Here is a 17,175-nt window from a genome sequence, read left to right as displayed (position 1 = left end):
GGCATAAAACTATCTAATCCAACGACGACCCTATGTATCAAGGGTGAAACAGCCGTTGCTATCAATATGAAAGCAGTGCCATCTTTTTCAATATTTCAAGAAATTTCAGAATTCGCGATGGGCGGACTGGAACTATGTCCAAATGCGTAGCTCATACCACCGGTAACCATTATCTCTGAACATGTACGAGATAACTTACGCAGAGAAGAGATTCACGTAGCAAAGTTGTCACAATAACTTCGGCTACATAATCCCTGATTTGGGCAACATCTGAAGGAAAGGAGATAACGCATCACTACTATCCCCTACACGGCCAAGGCAGCGCCCCTATAAACGTGCTCACCTGAGCACCAAACCGCTTGATTTACGGGCTTTCGGCCTGGCATTGAGCGCGCAAGACCTTTGCACAAAGGACCTCGACCAGAGGACTCGGCTGCATAACAGGGCAAGTCATAATAATAAGGCCTGGTTACGCACACCTTGAGTGCACTTATTTAGACACTCGGAACTTAGTATGCCTGTACACGGCATTGTGGCGCCTGACTGCCGCACTTCCGAGCGCACTACAACTGCTGAACACACTTAATTCCGGCCATGTAATGGCTTGTTGAACACAGTCTTGTTAACGAGAGGTAAATGCGATGCGCATCAGCATATTTGGTTTGGGTTACGTCGGTGCAGTATGTGCCGGTTGCCTGTCTGCACGGGGCCATGACGTCGTTGGCGTCGATGTCGCCAAAGACAAGATCGACATGATCAATTCCGGCAAATCGCCAATCGTTGAACCAGGCCTGGGCGAACTGCTGGCCAAGGGTATCGAGACTGGTCGACTGCGCGGTACGACCAACTTCGCGGAAGCGATTCGCGACACCGACCTGTCGATGATCTGCGTCGGCACGCCGAGCAAGAAGAACGGCGACCTGGAACTGAACTACATCGAAGCCGTGTGCCGCGAGATCGGTTTTGTCCTGCGTGACAAGACCACCCGCCACACCATCGTGGTTCGCAGCACCGTTTTGCCGGGCACCGTCGCAAACGTTGTCATCCCGATCCTCGAAGACTGCTCCGGCAAGAAAGCCGGTGTTGATTTCGGTGTGGCGGTGAACCCTGAGTTCCTGCGCGAAAGCACCGCGATCGCCGACTACGACCTGCCACCGATGACCGTCATCGGCGAATTCGACAAGGCGTCCGGCGACGTTCTGCAATCGCTGTACGAAGAACTCGACGCGCCGATCATCCGCAAGGACATCGCCGTTGCCGAGATGATCAAGTACACCTGCAACGTGTGGCACGCCACCAAGGTGACCTTCGCCAACGAGATCGGCAACATCGCCAAGGCGTGCGGCGTCGATGGTCGTGAAGTGATGGAAGTGGTCTGCCAGGACAAGACACTGAACCTGTCCCAGTACTACATGCGCCCTGGTTTCGCCTTCGGCGGTTCGTGCCTGCCCAAAGACGTGCGCGCCCTGACCTACCGCGCTGGCGCCCTGGACGTGGAATCGCCGCTGCTGAACTCGCTGATGCGCAGCAACGAATCCCAGGTGCAGAACGCCTTCGACATCGTTTCCAGCCACGACAAACGCAAAGTCGCCCTGCTGGGCCTGAGCTTCAAGGCCGGCACCGACGACCTGCGCGAAAGCCCGCTGGTTGATCTGGCAGAAATGCTGATCGGCAAAGGCTACGACCTGAGCATCTACGACGCCAACGTCGAATACGCCCGCGTTCACGGTGCGAACAAGGACTACATCGAGTCGAAGATTCCTCACGTCTCGTCCTTGCTCAACTCCGACTTCGACGAAGTGATCAACAACTCCGACGTGATCATCCTCGGCAACCGTGACGAAAAATTCCGCGCCCTGGCGCAGAACGCTCCGCACGGCAAGCAAGTGATCGACCTGGTCGGCTTCATGTCGAAAGCCACCAGCGTGAGTGGCCGCACCGAAGGCATCTGCTGGTAACACGCCGCGCTCTGTAGGAGCCAGGCTTGCCGGCGAACCAGGCGCCCCGGTGTGTCAGGCAGGCAGCCTTCGCGGGCAAGCCTCGCTCCTACAGTTTTTACGCCTGCCTTAACCCATTCGGGCCTCGCCCGAGATCGAGACGGATGCAGATTATGCACAGGCTAAAGCACGGCCTACTTCAGGCCGCCGGTTGGCTGTTTTACTTAAGTATTTTGATGGGCATCGCCATGGCGTTGCCTGTGTCCACGTTCGACTCCGAGTCGAAGGACTTCATTTTCCTGATCGGTATCGTCGGTATCTGGCGCTACTCGATGGGTGCCACGCACTTTCTGCGCGGCATGCTGTTTCTGTACGTGGTCTACCCGCACCTGCGGCGCAAAGTGCGCAAGCTGGGTAAAGCGGCAGACCCGTCCCATGTGTTTTTGATGGTCACCAGTTTCCGTATCGACGCGCTGACCACCGCCCAGGTCTACGCCTCGGTGATCCGTGAAGCGATCGACTGCGGCCTGCCGACCACCATGGTCTGCTCCATCGTGGAAATGTCCGATGAGAAGCTGGTGAAAAGCCTGTGGACCAAGATGAATCCACCGGAGCGCGTCAAGCTCGACTTCGTGCGCATTCCCGGCACCGGCAAGCGTGATGGCCTGGCCTACGGTTTCCGCGCCATCTCCCGTCACCTGCCGGACGACCGCGCCGTGGTGGCCGTGATCGATGGCGACACCGTGCTCGCCGAAGGCGTCGTGCTCAAGACCGTGCCGTGGTTCCAGCTGTTCGGCAATGTCGGCGGCCTGACCACCAACGAATTCTGCGAAGTGCGCGGCGGCTACATCATGAGCGAGTGGCACAAGCTGCGTTTCGCCCAGCGTCACATCAACATGTGCTCGATGGCCTTGTCCAAGCGCGTGCTGACCATGACCGGCCGCATGTCGGTGTTCCGCGCAACGGTCGTGACCAACCCGGACTTCATCGCCGACGTGGAAAGCGACTCGCTGCAACACTGGCGCCTGGGCCGCTTCAAGTTCCTCACCGGTGACGACAAGTCGAGCTGGTTCAGCCTGATGCGCCTGGGCTACGACACGTTCTACGTGCCGGACGCCGCGATCCACACCGTGGAACACCCGCCGGAAAAAAGCTTCATCAAGGCCAGCCGCAAGCTGATGTTCCGCTGGTACGGCAACAACCTGCGCCAGAACGCCCGCGCCCTGGGCCTGGGGGTTAAACGCCTCGGCCTGTTCACCTCGGTGGTGCTGTTCGATCAGCGCGTGTCGATGTGGACCTCGCTGCTGGGCTTGACGGTCGCGCTGATCGCCAGCTTCAAGTACGGCACCGCGTTCATCCTCGTGTACCTGCTGTGGATCGGCATTACCCGCCTGATCCTGACCGTGCTGCTGTCGTTGTCCGGTCACCGGATCGGCCCGGCCTACCCGGCGATTCTCTATTACAACCAGATCGTCGGTGCGCTGGTGAAGATCTACGTGTTCTTCCGCCTCGACCAACAGTCCTGGACTCGCCAGCCCACTTCCCTGACCCGTGATCTCGCCAGCTTTCAACGTTGGTTCAACACCTGGTCGTCTCGGACCATGACCTTCTCCGCCGGCAGCATCTTTGTTGCCGTGCTGCTGATGATGGTCTGACCGCCCCCTTATTGAATTAACCAGGAAATCGCCCCTATGAATACCGCCGTCAACGCCAACGTAGTGCATGAATCCGAAGCCCAGCGCCAACACGCCCGAGTGAAAATCCCGGCCAAGCTGCGCTTCTTCGGTCCGGACCGGACCCCGATGGAAGCTCGAGTGATCGACCTCTCCGCCGGCGGCCTGGCCTTCAACGCCGGTCAACTGCCGCTGAAAATCGGCGACGTGTACAAGGCTCGCCTGCAATTCGTCATCGATAACCTCGGCCTGGCCATGGACGTAGAGATGCAAGTGCGCTCCTTCGACCGCCAGACCGGCCGTGCCGGTTGCCAGTTCCAGAACCTGGAACCCCAAGACATCTCGACCCTGCGCCACCTGATCACCTCGCACCTGGCCGGCGACATTGTCAGCATGGGTGAAGTGCTGGCCACCCTGCAGCGAGACAACTTCACCAAGGCGCGCAAGATGAAGGACGGCGGCCACGGCATGAGCGCGTTCGGTCGTCTGCGTGCAGTGACCTTCAGCCTGGGGATTTTCCTCGTCGGTCTGACGGCGTTCGGTTTCATTTTCAAATCGGTGTACGGCATGTATTTCGTCAGCCACGCGCAGGCCGGTCTGGTCAGCGTGCCCGGCATGAACATCACCATGCCCCGTGACGGCACCGTGCAAAGCCTGATCAAGGCCGACGGCGTTGCCGCCAAAGGCGCGCCACTGGCGACGTTCAGCACCAGCATGCTCGACGTGCTCAAGGGCCATCTTGACGACAATCAACTGCAACCGGCCAAGGTTGAAGAACTGTTCGGCAAGCAAATGACCGGCACCCTGACCTCGCCATGCGATTGCACCGTGGCCCAGCAACTGGTCGCCGACGGTCAGTACGCCAGCAAGGGCGACGTGATCTTCCAACTGGTGCCGCGTAACAGCGAAGCCAACGTTGAAGCGCGCTTCTCCTATCGCCAGTTCGGCGACGTGCGTCCAGGCACCAACGTCAACTTCCAGATTGCCGGCGAAGACAAGACCCGCACCGGCAAGATCGTCAGCAGCACCAGCCTGAAAAGCGCCGACCTGTCGTCCGACATCCGCGTGCTGATCCAGCCGGACGAGCCGCTGGACAGCAAGTTCGCCGGTCGCCCGGTTGAAGTGAACAGTGACCGTGGCCCGAACCTGAACTGGCTGATCGATAAAGCCATGGCTTCCGGTCTTTAAGTCGAGGACATGCCTGTGACCATCATCAGTATCCTGAAATCACCGCAATCCCTGTGGGAGCGGGCTTGCTCGCGAATGCGGTTCAACATTCAGAATCAATGCTGGCTGACCCACCGCTTTCGCGAGCAAGCCCGCTCCCACATGGGTTCACTGTCTGCTGTTGCTTTGGCAGTCAGCCTGGCCGGTTGCGCCGGTCTGCCCGACCAGCGTCTGGCCAATGAAGCGCTCAAGCGCGGCGACACTGCGCTGGCTCAGCAGAACTACAAGCAACTCGCCGAGCTGGGCTACAGCGAGGCTCAAGTAGGCCTCGCCGATATCCAGGTCGACAGCCGCGACCCGGCGCAGGTCAAGCAGGCCGAGGCGACTTACCGCGCGGCGGCCGACGTTTCGCCGCGAGCGCAGGCTCGCCTGGGTCGCTTGCTGGTGGCCAAACCCGGCTCCACCGAAGCCGAACAGCACGAAGCTGAAGCCCTGCTGAAAAAGGCTTCGGCCAATGGCGAAGGCAACACGCTGATCCCGCTGGCGATGCTGTACCTGCAATACCCGCACAGTTTCCCCAACGTCAACGCGCAACAGCAGATCAGCCAATGGCGCGCCGAAGGCAAACCGGAAGCCGGCCTGGCCCAGGTGCTGCTCTATCGCACCCAAGGCACTTACGACCAGCACCTGGACGAAGTCGCAACGATCTGCAAAGCGGCGTTGAACACCACCGACATCTGCTACGTCGAGCTGGCCACGGTTTACCAGAAACAAGGCAAACCGGAACAGCAAGCCGAGCTGATCAAGCAGATGCAAGCGGCACATACCCGTGGCACCGTTTCCGCTCAGCGCGTGGACAGCGTCGCTCGTGTGCTCGGTGATGCAAGCCTGGGCAAGACCGACGAAAAAACCGCTCAGGCACTGCTCGAAGACATCGCCCCCGCCTACCCCGCTTCGTGGGTCAGCCTGGCGCAATTGCTCTACGACTTCCCGGAACTCGGCGACGTCGACACGATGATGAAGTACCTGGACAACGGCCGCGCCGCTGACCAGCCGCGCGCCGAACTGTTGCTCGGCAAGCTCTACTACGAAGGCAAATGGGTGCCGGCGGACGCGAAAGTCGCCGAAGCACATTTCCAGAAAGCCGTCGGCAAGGAAGTCGCCGCCGATTACTACCTCGGCCAGATCTACCGTCGTGGTTACCTGGGCAAGGTCTATTCGCAGAAGGCACTGGACCACTTGCTGACCGCTGCGCGCAACGGCCAGAACAGCGCCGACTTCGCCATCGCCCAACTGTTTTCCCAAGGCAAGGGCACCAAGCCCGACCCGCTTAACGCTTATGTCTTCAGCCAATTGGCCAAGGCCCAGAACACCCCGCAGGCCACCGAGCTTGCGCAAACTCTCGAAGCCCAACTGCCGCCTGCCCAGCTGGCCGAGGCCCAACGCCTGTTGAAACAAGAACAGGCCGTTCGTGGTGCCTTGAGCCAGAACACGCTGGAACTGCATGCCCTGCAAGAAGAAGACGGCGAGGAATCCCTATGAAGTTGAATCCATTCATGAAGGCCGGCATCGGCCTGACGTTTGCGCTGATCTGGTCTTGCCCGACCCTGGCGGCAATCACCGAAACCAAGAATTTCGGTCTGGACGTAAAAATCACCGGCCAGTCCGAAGACGACCGTGACCTCGGCACTGCCAGCGGCGGCGATGTCAATGGCGTCGGTCTCGACCTGCGTCCCTGGGTCTACGGCGAAAGCGGCGCGTGGAGCGCCTACGCCATGGGTCAGGCCGTGACGTCCACCGACATCATCGAAACCGACACCTTGCAGCAGTCCGACAGCGACGGCACCCAGACCACCGACAACGGTGATCGCAAGACCAAGAAAAACTACCTGGCGATGCGCGAGTTCTGGGTCGGCTACAGCGGCCTGACACCGTATCCGGGCGAGCAGTTGAAGCTCGGTCGTCAACGCCTGCGCAACGACGACGGCCAATGGCGCGACACCAACATCGAAGCCCTGAACTGGACCTTCGACACCACGCTGTTGCGCGCCAACGTCGGCGTCGCCGAACGCTTCAGCGAATACCGCACCGACCTCAAAGAGTTGGCGCCAAAAGACAAGGACCGCCTGCACGTTTACGCCGACACGGCGTATCAGTGGACACCGGGCAACTGGGTCGGCATTCGCGGTCATCACACCCACGATGACGGCAAGCTCGATTACCCGGAACCGGGTGTGCCCGGCGACTCGCTGGACAAGAAACAGAACGGCGACATCAGCTGGCTCGGCCTCACCGCTGACAGCGACGCCTACAACTACCGCAACACCAACACCGTCAATTACTGGGGCAGCATCACCGGCATGAGCGGCGACACCGACACGGTGAATCAGCTCAACGCCGACGGCACTCGTCCGACGGAAGCCAAGCGCGGTGAAGACCTCAACGGCTGGGCCACCGATATCGGTGTGCGCCTGCGCCTCGATCCGCAATGGCAAGTGGGTGCAGCCTATGCCCGCGCCAGTGCCGATTACGAACAGAACGGTCTGGAAAGCAACCGCTCGAACTACACCGGTACTCGCTCGCGGGTTCACCGCTTCGGCGAAGCGTTCCGTGGCGAAATGAACAACATGCAGACCGCTACGTTGTTCGGTTCGTGGATGCTCAACGACGAGTACGACGCCAGCGTGATCTACCACAAGTTCTGGCGCGTTGACGGCAACAAGCCGGTCGGCAGCAACGGCATCAACGCCGTCGAGAACGACACCGACCCAACCGGCGCGATTCTCTTCAGCACGTCCCTGCCGCTGGAAGATGGCAACAAAGACCTCGGCCAGGAAATGGACCTTGTGGTCACCAAGTACTTCAAGCAAGGCCTGTTGCCTGCCGCGCTGAGCCAGTCGATCGACGAACCGTCGGCCCTGGTGCGCTTGCGTGGCGGCGTGTTCAAGCCGGGCGATGCCTACGGCAAAGAAGTCGACTCGTACATGCACCGCGCGTTCATCGACGTGATCTGGCGCTTCTGATGCGAACCGCTAAGGGAGTTCCTGACATGAACAGTCCGAAGAGAGGCTCGTTGACCTTGCTGGCCGGCGCGATGCTGCTGGCAAGCTCGGCCGCCTTCGCCAACGTGGAACCGACCAAGCCGGTGACCATGGCCAAGGAACTGCAACAGGCCAAGACCTACACCGTCAGCAGCGCCCCGACCGCGCCGCTGGAACTGGAAAAGCCGACACTGCCAGACACCGCCGGCTACACCGCCGAAGCCATCGCCGCGAAAATCGTGCGCACCAAGGCCGGCAAAATCAGTGTGCGTCGGATGATGCAAGAGAACGCGCTGAAGGACTTCATCGGCGGCGATAACAAGATGGCCGAGTGGGTGGTGCGTCAGCACGGTATCCCGCAGGCGATCTTCATCGACGACGGCTACATGAACCTCAAGGACCTGGCGAAGAAACTGCCCAAGCAGTACTTCAGCGAAACCTCGCCGGGCGTGTTCCTGGCGAAATTGCCGATTGTGGTCGGTGAGAAAGGCATCCTCGAAATCGACAAGCAGACCCAGGAATTGCGCCTGTCCCAAGAGGCCGGTTCATTCCTGGTCAACGACGGCCAGCTGTTTGTGCGCGACACCAAAATCACTGGCTGGCGCGAGAAGGACAACGGCCCGGCGACGTTCAAGTCGCCGAAGGAATTCCGTCCGTTCCTGCTGGCCTGGGGCGGCACCCAGACCTACATCGCCAACAGCAAGATGGCCAGTTTCGGCTACGCCAACAGTAAGTCCTACGGCGTAAGTATTTCCCAATACACGCCGAACATGGCCAAGGTGCTCAAGCGTCCTGAACCGACCGGCTGGATCATCGGCTCCGAGTTCTCGGACATGTGGTACGGCTTCTACTGCTACGAAACCCGCGACTTCGTGGTCAAGGGCAACACCTACAAAGACAACATCGTCTACGGCATCGACCCGCATGACCGTTCGCACGGCCTGATCATCGCCGACAACACCGTCTACGGGACCAAGAAGAAGCACGGGATCATCATTTCCCGTGAGGTCAACGACAGCTTCATCTTCAACAACCGCAGCTACGACAACAAGTTGTCGGGCCTGGTGATCGACCGGAACAGCGTCAACAACATCATCGCCTACAACGAGATCTACAAGAACCACACCGACGGCATCACCCTCTACGAGAGTGCCGACAACCTGCTGTGGGCGAACAAGGTGATCAGCAACCGTCGCCACGGCATCCGCATTCGTAACAGCGTGAACATTCGCCTGTACGAAAACCTGTCCATGGCCAACGGCCTGACCGGCGTCTACGGCCACATCAAGGACCTGAGCGACACCGACCGGGACATCAAGCTCGACCCGTTCGACGCCCAGGTGTCGCTGATCGTTGTCGGCGGTGAACTGGCCGGCAACGGCAGCGGCCCGCTGTCCATCGACTCGCCGCTGAGCGTCGAGCTGTATCGCGTGTCCATGCTTGCCCCGACCAAATCCAGCGGCATCAGCTTCAGCGGGATTCTCGGCGAGCGTCAGGATGAAATTCTCGACCTGCTGGTGCGCCAGCAGAAAGCCGTGCTGATCGACCCTGTCGAACGCCAGACCGAAATGCGGGACTGAGGATAATTTTATGCACCCACACTTGATCAAATTACTCAGCCTGTCGGCCCTGACCGCCGGCATTCTCGCGGCCAGCGGCGGCGTTCGTGCAGATGAAGCCAAAGCGCCGACCTTCAGCGCCGAACCGTGCTGCAACCTGTGCCCCGAAGCCCACGACGCGAAGAACTACACCACGCGTTATCAGCAGAACTTCACCACGCTGGTGCAGGCTCAGGGTGACTGGCTGTTCCGTACGCAAGAAGACTTGCGCACCGAATTCGACACCACCCCCGCCGGCTACAAACGCATGAAAGAACTGCACGATGCGTTCAAGAGCAAAGGCGTGGAGCTGGTGATTGTTTATCAACCCACTCGTGGCCTGGTGAACCGCAACAAGCTCAATCCGGAAGACAAGGCCAGGTTCGATTTCGACAAGGCGCTGAGGAACTACAAGACCATGCTCGGCCGTTTCGCCGCCATGGGTTACGTGGTGCCGGACCTGTCGCCGCTGACCAACGAGTCGCTGCCCGACACCCTGCCCGCCCACGACTTCTACTTCCGTGGCGACCAGCACTGGACGCCGTATGGCGCCCAGCGCACGGCAAAAATCGTCGGCGAGAAAATCAAGCAACTGCCTGAGTTTGCCGGCATTCCCAAGCGTGAATTCGAGAGCCACAAGTCGGGTCGCATGGGCAAGACCGGAACGTTGCACAACATGGCCGGTCAACTCTGTGGCACCAGCTACGCGATCCAGTACATGGATCAATTCACTACCGAGCCAAAAGGCGAAGCAGCGGATGGCGATCTGTTCAGTGATTCCGGCAACCCGGAAATCACCCTGGTCGGCACCAGCCACAGTGGCAAGAACTACAACTTCGCCGGTTTCCTCGAAGAGGCCATCGGCGCCGACATCCTCAACGTGGCGTTCCCCGGCGGTGGCCTGGAAGGTTCGATGCTGCAGTACCTGGGCAGCGAAGAGTTCCAGACCAAGCCGCCGAAGATTCTGATCTGGGAATTCTCGCCGCTCTACCGCCTCGACCAGGAAACCATCTACCGCCAGATGATGGCGCTGCTGGACAACGGTTGTGAAGGCAAGGATGCACAGATGTCCGGCAGCACCACGTTGAAACCGGGCAAGAACGAATTGATGGTCAACAGCAAGAACCTGAACCTGCAAAACAGCAGTCACCAGGTCGACATCCGTTTCGCCGATCCGTCGGTGAAAACCCTGCAAGCCACCCTCTGGTACATGAACGGTCGCCACGAGGACATCAAGATCGAAAAACCGGAAACCTCCGACACCGACGGGCGTTTCGCCTTTGAGTTGCGCACGGACGAAGACTGGGCCTCGCAGAATCTGCTGGCCGTCGAAATCCAGGGTCCTGAAGCAGGTGCCGCGCAGCAGAAAGTCGAAGCGAAAATCTGCAAACGCAACGTGTTCCCGAGTGCCGAGCAGCGTACTGCTTCGGTCGGGCAATGAGGCAATCATGCAAACCCGAACTTTGAAAAAACTACTCGCGCCCTCCCTGCTGACGCTGGCCATGTTCGCCGGCGCCACCCAGGCCGCCGCGCCGCTGCGTCCGCCACAGGGTTACTTCGCGCCGATTGAAAAAGTCAAAACCGGCGACAGCAAAGAAGGCTGTGACGCGATGCCGACGCCGTACACCGGCGCGCTGCAATTTCGCAGCAAATACGAAGGTTCCGACAAGGCCCGTTCGACCCTGAACGAGGTATCGGAAAAAGCCTTCCGCGACACCACCGCCGACATCACCAAGATCGAGCGCGGCACCAGCAAGCGCGTGATGCAGTTCATGCGTGACGGTCGCCCGGAACAGCTCGAATGCACGCTGAACTGGTTGACCGCCTGGGCCAAGGCCGATGCGTTGATGTCCAAAGACTTCAACCACACCGGCAAATCGATGCGCAAATGGGCGTTGGGCAGCATGGCGTCTTCGTACATCCGCCTGAAATTCTCCGACTCGCACCCGTTGGCGAACCATCAGCAAGAGTCGCAGTTGATTGAAGCCTGGTTCAGCAAAATGGCCGATCAGGTGGTCAGCGATTGGGACAACCTGCCGCTGGAACAAACCAACAACCACTCGTACTGGGCCGCCTGGTCGGTGATGGCAACATCCGTCGCCACCAACCGCCGCGACCTGTTCGACTGGGCCGTGAAGGAATACAAGGTCGGCGCCAATCAGGTCGACGCCCAAGGCTTCTTGCCCAACGAACTCAAGCGCCAGCAACGCGCCCTCGCCTATCACAACTACGCCCTGCCACCGCTGGCGATGATCGCCAGTTTCGCTCAGGTCAACGGTGTGGATCTGCGCCAGGAAAACAACGGCGCTTTGAAACGTTTGGGTGATCGGGTGCTCGCCGGGGTTAAAGACCCGGACGAATTCGAGAACAAGAACGGCAAGGAACAGGACATGACCGACCTCAAGGTCGACTCGAAATTCGCCTGGCTCGAACCGTTCTGCACGCTCTACACCTGCTCGCCGGATGTGCTTGAGAAAAAGCACGAGATGCAGCCGTTCAAGACCTTCCGCCTCGGGGGTGACCTGACCAAGGTCTACGACCCGGCGAACGAAAAAGGCAAAGGTTCTTAACGCATAACCCCTGTAGGAGCGAGGCTTGCCCGCGAAGAACGATGACACGGTTCATCAGTTCCACCGCGTAACGGCCTTCGCGGGCAAGCCTCGCTCCTACAAGGATCGCGGTGGTTTGAATGCAATACATCTCCCCAGGTTTTTGGTGGGGGGGTTTGGGGGGGCTGCGGCCCTTGACTGTTGGTTAAACATGGAGAGACCGGGATGGTATTTTCATCCAACGTGTTCCTGTTTTTGTTCCTGCCGATCTTTCTCGGCATGTACTACTTGAGCGGAATACGCTATCGCAACCTGCTGCTGCTGATCGCCAGCTATGTGTTCTATGCCTGGTGGCGCGTGGACTTCCTGGCGTTGTTCGCTGCCGTCACGCTGTGGAACTACTGGATCGGCCTCAAAGTCGGCGCCGCAGGCGTTCGGACCAAACCGGCCCAGCGCTGGCTGCTGCTCGGCGTGGCCGTCGACCTGTGCATTCTCGGCTACTTCAAGTACGCCAACTTCGGTGTCGACAGCATCAACGCGATGATGACGTCGGTCGGTCTGTCGCCGTTCATCCTGACCCACGTGCTGTTGCCGATCGGGATCTCGTTCTACATCTTCGAGTCCATCAGCTACATCATCGACGTCTACCGTGGTGACACCCCGGCAACACGCAACCTGATCGACTTTGCGGCGTTCGTGGCGATCTTCCCGCACCTGATTGCCGGCCCGGTATTGCGTTTCCGCGACCTCGCCGACCAGTTCAACAACCGCACCCACACCCTCGACAAGTTCTCCGAGGGCTGCACGCGGTTCATGCAGGGTTTCATCAAGAAGGTCTTCATCGCCGACACCCTCGCGGTGGTGGCCGACCATTGCTTCGCCTTGCAAAACCCGACCACGGGCGATGCCTGGCTCGGCGCGCTGGCGTACACCGCGCAGTTGTATTTCGACTTCTCCGGTTACAGCGACATGGCCATCGGCCTGGGCTTGATGATGGGTTTCCGCTTCATGGAAAACTTCAAGCAGCCGTACATCAGCCAGTCGATCACCGAGTTCTGGCGTCGCTGGCACATCAGCCTGTCCACCTGGCTGCGTGACTACCTGTACATCACGCTGGGCGGTAACCGCAAAGGCACGCTGATGACCTATCGCAACCTGTTCCTGACCATGCTCCTCGGTGGTCTGTGGCACGGCGCGAACATCACCTACATCGTGTGGGGTGCGTGGCACGGCATGTGGCTGGCGATCGAAAAGGCTCTGGGCCTGAACACTTCGCCACGCAGCATCAACCCGATCCGCTGGGCGCTGACCTTCCTGCTGGTGGTGATGGGCTGGGTGATCTTCCGCGCCGAAAACCTGCACGTCGCCGGCCGTATGTACGGCGCGATGTTCAGCTTCGGCGAGTGGTCGCTGTCGGAACTCAACGAGGCCAACCTCACCGGTCTGCAAGTAGCGACTCTGGTGGTGGCGTACGCAACCCTGGCGTTCTTCGGCATTCGTGATTTCTACAGCAACCAGCCACCGGTCAAGACCAAACCTGCGGTCAACGTCGAGGCCGATGGCCCTGCCGGTGCGACACCAGGAATGATCAAAGCCGTACCGGGCGACAACCCGGCCAGCATCCACCAACCGGGCTACACCGTTGGCGTTGAAGCCACCGTGCAGCCGGCTTACTGGACGGCAGACTGGTCGCGTTACGTGATGCGCACGCTGGTACTGCTGCTGTTCATTGCCTCGATTTTCAAACTCTCGGCGCAAAGCTTCTCGCCGTTCCTTTACTTCCAGTTCTGAGGGATCTGACCATGACCCGCTCATTACGCATCTTCTATATCAGCCTGTTTATGGTGACCTTGCTGGTCCTGGGCCTGTGGTCGACGCGCAGCTTCTTCGGCTTCAGCACCAACGCCGATGCGACGGTGCTCAATGGCCGTTGGGCCAAGGCTGTCGAAACGCACTACGACGACGAGTTCCCGATCAAGCGCCTGGGCACCAACCTCTGGGCTGCGCTGGATTTCAAACTGTTCAACGAAGGTCGTCCGGGCGTCGTGCTCGGTCGCGATCAGTGGTTGTACAGCGATGAAGAATTCAACCCGATCGTCAACGAAGAGTTGAACCTGCAAGGCAACTACGCGCTGGTCGAAGGCGTGCGCCAGGAACTGAAAGAGAAAGGCGTGAAACTGGTGATGGCGATCGTGCCGGCCAAGACTCGCCTGTATCCGGAACACCTGGGCGAAGTGAAGCCTTCGAGCATTCACGCCAATCTTTATGAGGACTTCCACGCTCGTCTGGCGGCAAACAAGATCCTCGCACCCGACCTGTACGGCCCTCTGCTGAAGGCCAAGCTCGACGGTCAGCAAGTGTTCCTGCGCACCGACACCCACTGGACCCCGGAAGGCGCGCAAATCGCCGCCCAGACCCTGGCCAAAACCATTGCCGAGAAAACCCCGCTCAGCGGCGAGCCTCAACGCTTCGTCACCGAGCCGGCAGAGAAAGTGACCCACAAGGGTGACCTGCGTTTGTTCCTGCCGCTCGACCCACTGTTCGAAAACCTGATGCCGGCGACCGAGCCGCTGCAGAAGCGCAACACCGTGGTGGCCGACGATCAGGCTGGCGGTGATGACGCGCTGTTTGCCAACACCGAAGTGCCGGTGGCCCTGATCGGCACCAGCTACAGCGCCAACCCGAACTGGAACTTCGTCGGCGCGCTGAAAGAAGCGCTGAACAGCGACGTGGTCAATTACGCCGAAGACGGCCACGGCCCGATTCTGCCGATGCTCAGCTACCTGAAAAGCGATGCCTTCAAGAACAGCCCGCCACAAGTGCTGATCTGGGAGTTTCCTGAACGTTATCTGCCTGTAAACAACGAAATCGGCGACGCCGACCCGCAGTGGGTCGCAGCGCTCAAAGAAGCCGGCGCTCGCCAACAAAACGTAGCCGTAAACACTAAATCCGAGACGCCCGACCGGGCGCAAAACTGAAAGAGAGGTACACCATGACTTTCACTACTACTCCTCGCCGTCTCGCCAAGACCTTTGCTCTGGCCGCAACCTTCAGCGTGCTGTCCATGAACGCCTTCGCCGCCGGTGACTCGGCCCTCTACGGTCCGACCGCGCCTAAAGGTTCGAGCTTCGTACGGGTCTATAACGCCGGTAACGCTGAAGTCAGCGCCACCGTCGGCAGCACCAGCCTGAGCGACGTCGCGCCGCTGTCCAGCACTGACTTCAGCTTCATGCCGGGCGGCGACTACAGCGCCAAGGTCGGCAGCCAGACCCTGCCGGTGAAACTGGCCGGCGATCACTATTACACCCTGGTCACCAACGCCAGCGGCGCGCCACAACTGATCGAAGAGCCGCCGTTCAAGAACAAGCAGAAATCCCTGGTTCGCGTACAGAACCTGAGCGACAAGGCCCTGACCCTGAAAACCGCCGACGGCAAGACCGAAGTGGTCCCGTCCGTGGCCGCCAAGGGCCGTGGCGAGCGTGAAATCAACCCGGTCAAAGTCAGCCTGGCGCTATACGATGGCGCCACGAAAGTGGGCGACGTGAAACCGGTTGCCCTGGAACGCGGTGAAGCGGCGGTGCTGTACGTCACCGGCAACGGCAGCAGCCTGTCGCCAGTCTGGGTAAAACGCCCGGTTTCGACGCGCTAACAAATTTACCCGGTTGACCCGTGCCCTGTAGGAGCACGGCTTGCCGGCGAAGAGGCCCTCGAGACCGCCTTCGCTGGCAAGCCATGCTCCTACAAGGGACCGAGATGTCAGTCGGGACACGAAACAAAAACAAGAGTGAAACGACAGAACGCAGTAGCTCTGACCCATACGATTTTCAAGGAGTAACAACATGATTCCGGTGATCTTGTCAGGTGGTAGTGGCTCACGTCTTTGGCCGCTTTCCCGTAAGCAGTTCCCTAAACAATTCCTCGCCCTGACCGGCGAACACACGCTGTTCCAGCAAACCCTGGAACGCCTGGTGTTCGAAGGCATGGACACCCCGATCGTGGTCTGCAACAAAGACCACCGTTTCATCGTCAACGAGCAACTGAGCAACCGTAAGCTGGAAACCCAGCGCATCCTGATGGAACCGTTCGGCCGCAACACCGCGCCGGCTGTGGCCCTGACCGCGATGATGCTGGTCAACGAAGGTCGCGACGAACTGATGCTGGTGCTGCCGGCCGACCACGTACTGGAAGACCAGAAAGCCCTGCAACGCGCCCTGGCCCTGGCCACTGTCGCCGCCGAAAACGGCGAAATGGTGCTGTTCGGCGTCCCGGCGACCAAACCGGAAACCGGCTACGGCTACATCAAGTCGACCAACGACTCGCTGCTGCCGGAAGGCGTCAGTCGCGTCTCGCACTTCGTTGAAAAACCGGACGTGAAACGCGCCACCGAGTTCGTCCAGTCCGGCGGCTACTTCTGGAACAGCGGCATGTTCCTGTTCCGCGCCAGCCGCTTCCTCGAAGAGCTGAAAAAGCACGATCCGGACATCTACGACACCTGCCTGCTGACCCTGGAACGCAGCCAACAGGACGCCGACACCGTCACCATCGACGAAGCCACCTTCGCCTGCTGCCCGGACAATTCCATCGATTACTCGGTCATGGAAAAAACCCAGCGCGCCTGCGTCGTACCGCTGACTGCCGGCTGGAGCGATGTCGGTTGCTGGGCGTCGCTGTGGGAAGTAAATGACAAGGACATCAACGGTAACGTCACCAAAGGCGACGTGGTCATTCAGGACAGCAAAAACTGCATGATCCACGGCAACGGCAAACTGGTGTCGGTGATCGGCCTGGAAAACATCGTGGTCGTCGAAACCAAGGACGCCATGATGATCGCGCACAAGGACTCGGTCCAAGGCGTGAAACAGATGGTCAACACCCTCAACGAACAGGGCCGCAGCGAAACCCAGAACCACTGCGAAGTCTATCGTCCGTGGGGTTCCTACGACTCGGTGGACATGGGCGGTCGCTTCCAGGTCAAGCACATCTCGGTCAAACCGGGCGCGTGCCTGTCACTGCAAATGCACCACCACCGCGCCGAACACTGGATCGTGGTCAGCGGCACCGCTGAAGTGACCTGCGACGAGAACGTGTTCCTGCTGTGCGAGAACCAGTCGACCTACATTCCGATTGCTTCGGTTCACCGTTTGCGCAACCCGGGCAAGATTCCACTCGAGATTATTGAAGTGCAATCGGGCAGCTATCTGGGTGAGGAC

At 59.7% G+C, this 17,175-nt stretch carries 12 protein-coding genes; all 12 read left to right on the top strand.

Annotated features, from left to right (window positions below):
- Positions 1-641 precede the first annotated feature (641 nt).
- Complete coding sequence (locus ACM6IO_RS18190) at positions 642-1,958, top strand: nucleotide sugar dehydrogenase (RefSeq protein ID WP_414911984.1); 1,317 nt, start codon at positions 642-644, stop codon at positions 1,956-1,958.
- A gap of 152 nt (positions 1,959-2,110) precedes the next feature.
- Positions 2,111-3,592, top strand: a complete 1,482-nt coding sequence (gene alg8, locus ACM6IO_RS18185; RefSeq protein WP_412548042.1) for a mannuronan synthase — start codon at positions 2,111-2,113, stop codon at positions 3,590-3,592.
- 36 nt (positions 3,593-3,628) lie between these two features.
- The gene (locus ACM6IO_RS18180; RefSeq protein WP_226298629.1) at positions 3,629-4,798 is read left to right on the top strand and encodes an alginate biosynthesis protein Alg44; all 1,170 of its coding nucleotides are present in this window, start codon (positions 3,629-3,631) and stop codon (positions 4,796-4,798) included.
- Between the two features lie 15 nt (positions 4,799-4,813).
- On the top strand, positions 4,814-6,319 hold the full coding sequence (gene algK / locus ACM6IO_RS18175; protein WP_414911983.1) for an alginate biosynthesis TPR repeat lipoprotein AlgK: 1,506 nt from the start codon (positions 4,814-4,816) through the stop codon (positions 6,317-6,319).
- Positions 6,316-7,800, top strand: coding sequence for an alginate export family protein (locus ACM6IO_RS18170; RefSeq protein WP_414911982.1), 1,485 nt, complete (start codon positions 6,316-6,318; stop codon positions 7,798-7,800). Before algK ends, ACM6IO_RS18170 begins: the two co-directional genes overlap by 4 nt.
- Positions 7,801-7,826: 26 nt before the next feature.
- Positions 7,827-9,398, top strand: a complete 1,572-nt coding sequence (algG, locus tag ACM6IO_RS18165) for a mannuronan 5-epimerase AlgG (protein ID WP_414911981.1) — start codon at positions 7,827-7,829, stop codon at positions 9,396-9,398.
- Between the two features lie 10 nt (positions 9,399-9,408).
- Positions 9,409-10,857, top strand: coding sequence for an alginate O-acetyltransferase (locus ACM6IO_RS18160; protein WP_192227782.1), 1,449 nt, complete (start codon positions 9,409-9,411; stop codon positions 10,855-10,857).
- A 7-nt stretch (positions 10,858-10,864) separates the two neighbouring features.
- Entirely contained in the window at positions 10,865-11,986 is a 1,122-nt protein-coding gene (locus ACM6IO_RS18155; protein ID WP_008044501.1) for a mannuronate-specific alginate lyase, read from the top strand.
- Positions 11,987-12,190: 204 nt separating this feature from the next.
- Positions 12,191-13,756, top strand: coding sequence for an MBOAT family O-acyltransferase (locus ACM6IO_RS18150; protein ID WP_192227780.1), 1,566 nt, complete (start codon positions 12,191-12,193; stop codon positions 13,754-13,756).
- Between the two features lie 11 nt (positions 13,757-13,767).
- Positions 13,768-14,943 (top strand): alginate O-acetyltransferase, encoded by a 1,176-nt coding sequence (locus ACM6IO_RS18145; RefSeq protein WP_192227779.1) that lies wholly within the window; start codon positions 13,768-13,770, stop codon positions 14,941-14,943.
- A gap of 14 nt (positions 14,944-14,957) precedes the next feature.
- Positions 14,958-15,614 carry an alginate O-acetyltransferase AlgF gene (locus ACM6IO_RS18140; RefSeq protein WP_414911980.1) on the top strand — a complete coding sequence of 219 codons (657 nt, stop codon included), beginning with the start codon at positions 14,958-14,960 and terminating at the stop codon, positions 15,612-15,614.
- 190 nt (positions 15,615-15,804) lie between these two features.
- A partial coding sequence (locus tag ACM6IO_RS18135; RefSeq protein ID WP_414911979.1) for a mannose-1-phosphate guanylyltransferase/mannose-6-phosphate isomerase occupies positions 15,805-17,175 on the top strand: 1,371 nt, incomplete at its 3' end.

The organism is Pseudomonas sp. IT-P44, from assembly GCF_949768225.1.
Lineage (GTDB): Bacteria > Pseudomonadota > Gammaproteobacteria > Pseudomonadales > Pseudomonadaceae > Aquipseudomonas > Aquipseudomonas migulae.
The sequence above is the reverse complement of the archived record's forward strand: the minus strand, read 5'-3'. Positions and strand labels throughout refer to the sequence as shown.